We start from the raw sequence: 3,795 nt of genomic DNA, 5'->3' as shown, positions 1-3,795 counted from the left end.
AGGCGCGAATCTTTTGGCTTTGCCTGCGGCAAAGAAGAGATTCGCGCCTGAAGGCGCTCCTACAGGGAGCTTTTGTGGGAGGGACTTCAGTCCCGATGCATTTCAGGACTAAAGTCCCTCCCACAAAGTCTCTCTGTACACGTGCTCATGAAACGAACGCTCTTCATTGTCGTCGCCTGCCTGGCGCTGGCTGCCTGCGCCAGCATCCCGCTCGGCACCCTGTGGAAACTGCGCGGTTTCGACGAAACCACCCTGGTGCAACTGGAGCCTTCCGACCTGCGTGCCGCGCTGTCGCTTGAGCCGGCCGTGGGCGTGCGGCCCGACAGCGTCGAGCTGGCGCTTGAACTGACCCGCGACGGCGCCGGGCCGGAACGCCACGCCTTCGGCCTGGAGCAGGCGAATGGTCCGGGCCCGCTCGACCGCGAGCGCCGCTACAGCCTCTGGCGGCTCGACGCCGCCGGCATCCGGGCCCTTGCCAGCGTCCAGCGCAGCCTGCGGGCCGCACGGGCCGCCGACACCACGGCCTATTCGGGCGCCACGTTTTCAGTGAACTTCCAGCCGGATTTCCAGGGCGAGCCGCCCGATGCCCTGCAGGCCAGCGTGCAGCTGCTGCTGAGCCCCGAAGACGGCTGGCTGCTGCTGCTCGACGAAGCCGAGTTGCCCGTCACCCGCTAAGTCCCCTGTAGGAGCGCATTCAGGCGCGAATCTTTCGGCTTTGCCTGCAGCAAAGAAGGGATTCGCGCCTGAAGGCGCTCCTACAGGCGGTGCGGGTACAATCGGGGGCCCAGCAGCAGCCCCCTTCCCGCCGCCCATGTCCGAACAAGAAGACTTCAAGCTCGCCGCCCTCGATTACCACCGCCAGCTGCCGGCGGGGAAGATCAAGGTGACGCCGACCAAGGCGATGGTGACCCAGCGCGACCTGGCGCTGGCGTACTCGCCGGGCGTGGCCGCGGCCTGCGAAGCGATCGTCGCCGACCCGGGTGAAGCCAGCGCGCTCACCGCGCGCGGCAACCTGGTGGGCGTGATCACCAACGGCACCGCCGTGCTGGGCCTGGGCAACATCGGCCCGCTGGCGGGCAAGCCGGTGATGGAAGGCAAGGGTGTGCTGTTCCAGAAGTTCGCCGGCATCGACGTGTTCGACCTGGAGGTCGCCGAGAACGATCCGGACAAGCTGGTCGAGATCATCGCCAGCCTCGAGCCCACCTTCGGCGGCATCAACCTCGAGGACATCAAGGCGCCCGAGTGTTTCGTGGTCGAGAAGAAGCTGCGCGAGCGGCTGAAGATCCCCGTGTTCCACGACGACCAGCACGGCACCGCGATCATCGTCGGCGCGGCGCTGATCAATGCGCTGCACGTGGTCGGCAAGGACATCGCCGACGTGAAGCTGGCCGTCAGCGGCGCCGGCGCGGCCGGCATCGCCTGCCTGGACATGCTGGTGGCGCTGGGCGTGAAACCTGCCAACATCCACGTCGTTGACCGCGACGGCGTGCTGCACACAGGCCGCCCTGACCTGTGCGCGGGCGGCGTCAACGAAGGCATCGCGCGGTATGCGCGGGAAACCGCCGCGCGTGCGCTTGCCGAGATCGTCAACGGCGCCGACGTGTTCCTGGGCGTGTCCGCCGGCGGCGTGCTCAAGCCGGAGATGGTCAGGACGATGGCCGACAAGCCGGTCATCTTCGCGCTGGCCAATCCGACGCCGGAAATCGATCCGGAGCTGGCGCGCCAGGCGCGCCCGGACGCGGTGATCGCCACCGGTCGCAGCGACTTCCCGAACCAGGTCAACAATGCCCTGTGTTTCCCGTACATCTTCCGCGGCGCGCTGGACGTCGGCGCGACGATGATCAACGAAGAAATGAAGCTGGCCTGCGTGCACGCCATCGCCGACCTGGCGCGCCGCGAAGCCACCGACCTGGGCGCCGCCTACGCCGGTGAAACCCCGCGCTTCGGCCCCGAGTACCTGATCCCGCGTCCCTTCGACCCGCGCCTGCTGGTGTCGCTGGCGCCCGCCGTCGCCCAGGCGGCGATGGCTTCGGGCGTGGCCACGCGCCCGATCGAAGACCTCGACAGCTACCGCGACCGCCTCTCGAGCTGGGTGTTCCGCACCGGCCTGCTGATGAAGCCGGTGTTCGACCGCGCCCGCGCCGACCGCAAGCGCGTGGTCTATGCCGAGGGCGAGGAAGAAACCGTGCTGCGCGCCGTGCAGACGGTGGTGGACGAGGGCCTGGCCCGGCCGATCCTGGTCGGCCGGCCGGCGGTGATCGAGCGCCGCATCCAGCGCCTGGGCCTGCGCCTGCGCATCGGCATCGACGTGGATGTCACCAACATCGACGACGATCCGCGCTTCAACGATTACTGGCAGCTCTACCACGAGATCATGCAGCGCAAGGGCATCACGCCGGCCGCGGCCAAGGCCGTGGTGCGCTCGCGCGACGTCGTCATCGCGGCGCTGATGGTGCGCCGGGGCGAGGCCGACGCGCTGCTTTGCGGCATGGTTGGCCGCTTCGTGCGCAAGCTCAAGTACGTGCGCGAAGTGCTGGGCCTGGAAAACGAGGTGCGCGGCCTGTCGGCGCTGAGCGCGGTGCTCAACGAGAAGGGTGTGTTCTTCTTCACCGACACCCACGTGCAGGTTGATCCGACCGCCGCCCAAGTGGCTGAAAGCGTCGTGCAGGCGGCCTTCCGCCTGAAGCTGTTCGGCATCACGCCCAAGGCGGCGCTGGTGAGCCACAGCAATTTCGGCTCCAGCGAATCGGCCAGTTCGCAGAAGATGCGCGACGCGCTGGCGATCCTGCGCGAGCGCGCGCCCAAGCTGGAAGTCGAAGGCGAAATGCACGCGGACATCGCGCTCAACGAGGAAGCGCGCAACCGCATCTTCCCGAACTCGAAGCTTTCCGGCCGCGCCAACCTGCTTGCCTTCGCCAACCTCGACGCTGCCAACGCCAGCTACAACCTGGTGCGCAACGTCACCGACGGTGTCGGCATCGGCCCGATCCTGATGGGCCTGGCCGCCTCGGCCCACGTGCTGACGCCCTCGGCCACGGTGCGCCGCGTGGTCAACATGACGGCGATTGCGGCGGTTGACGCCCAGATCCGCGCCGCCCGCGGCTAAGCGTAAAAACCGGGGTCAGAGTCGAATTTTGCGCCGAGGTGCCGCCAGCCGCCGAAATGCCTGCCAGCAAAATTCGACTCTGACCCCGGTTTTTGGCCGGCATCCCCGATGAAACTTCGCAGCGACCTGACCATCAACGGTAAGCTCTACCGCAAGGGCGAATCAGCGCCCAAGTGGTTCATCTACCCGTTTTTCCTGTTCCACATGGGGATGTTCGGGTTGTCGGGCTTCCTGATGGCCTACGCCAGCAACGGCCCGGACCTGACCTTCCTGTACCTGCACGGTGGCATCGCCATCACCGTGTACGTGATCTTCTATCTGGCGATCTTTGGCCTGGACGAAGTGCGCTGGATGTTCATCAACGCCGGACTGGGGTTGTTCGGCATCTGGGTGGAAATCGACTGGATCCTGTCGCTGTTCGGCAAGTCGCTGGGCGACTTCCCGATGGCGGTGCACCTCACGCCCTTCCTGTACTACATCCTCTACACATTCCTGCTGCGGCAGCTGGTGCTGGACATCTTCGGCGCGCGCAACGAGCCGGCGCGCAAGCGGAGCGTTGAGATGGCCTACGTCGGCCTGTCGCTGCTGGTCTACGGCGGCACCTGGCTGGCCAGGAATCTGTAGGAGCGCCTTCAGGCGCGAATCCCTTCTTTGCCAAAGGCAAAGTCAGAAGATTCGCGCCTGAAGGC

Annotated in this window: 3 protein-coding genes; all 3 read left to right on the top strand. The window is 66.7% G+C overall.

The features are described 5' to 3' along the window. Window positions 1-147: 147 nt before the first annotated feature. The 3 genes from ACE3TE_RS12945 (at window position 148) to ACE3TE_RS12935 (ending at window position 3,730) form a co-directional block, all read left to right on the top strand. Window positions 148-675: a hypothetical protein gene (locus tag ACE3TE_RS12945; RefSeq protein ID WP_374605604.1), complete on the top strand. Its 528-nt coding sequence runs from the start codon at window positions 148-150 to the stop codon at window positions 673-675. A 136-nt stretch (window positions 676-811) separates the two neighbouring features. Next, window positions 812-3,106, top strand: a complete 2,295-nt coding sequence (locus ACE3TE_RS12940) for an NADP-dependent malic enzyme (protein WP_374605602.1) — start codon at window positions 812-814, stop codon at window positions 3,104-3,106. Window positions 3,107-3,214: 108 nt separating this feature from the next. Further along, window positions 3,215-3,730 carry a hypothetical protein gene (locus ACE3TE_RS12935; protein ID WP_374605600.1) on the top strand — a complete coding sequence of 172 codons (516 nt, stop codon included), beginning with the start codon at window positions 3,215-3,217 and terminating at the stop codon, window positions 3,728-3,730. Window positions 3,731-3,795: the final 65 nt, after the last annotated feature.

Source organism: Arenimonas sp., assembly GCF_041919775.1.
In the GTDB taxonomy this organism is placed as follows: Bacteria; Pseudomonadota; Gammaproteobacteria; order Xanthomonadales; family Xanthomonadaceae; genus Arenimonas.
This window is presented reverse-complemented; position numbering and strand designations above follow the sequence as displayed.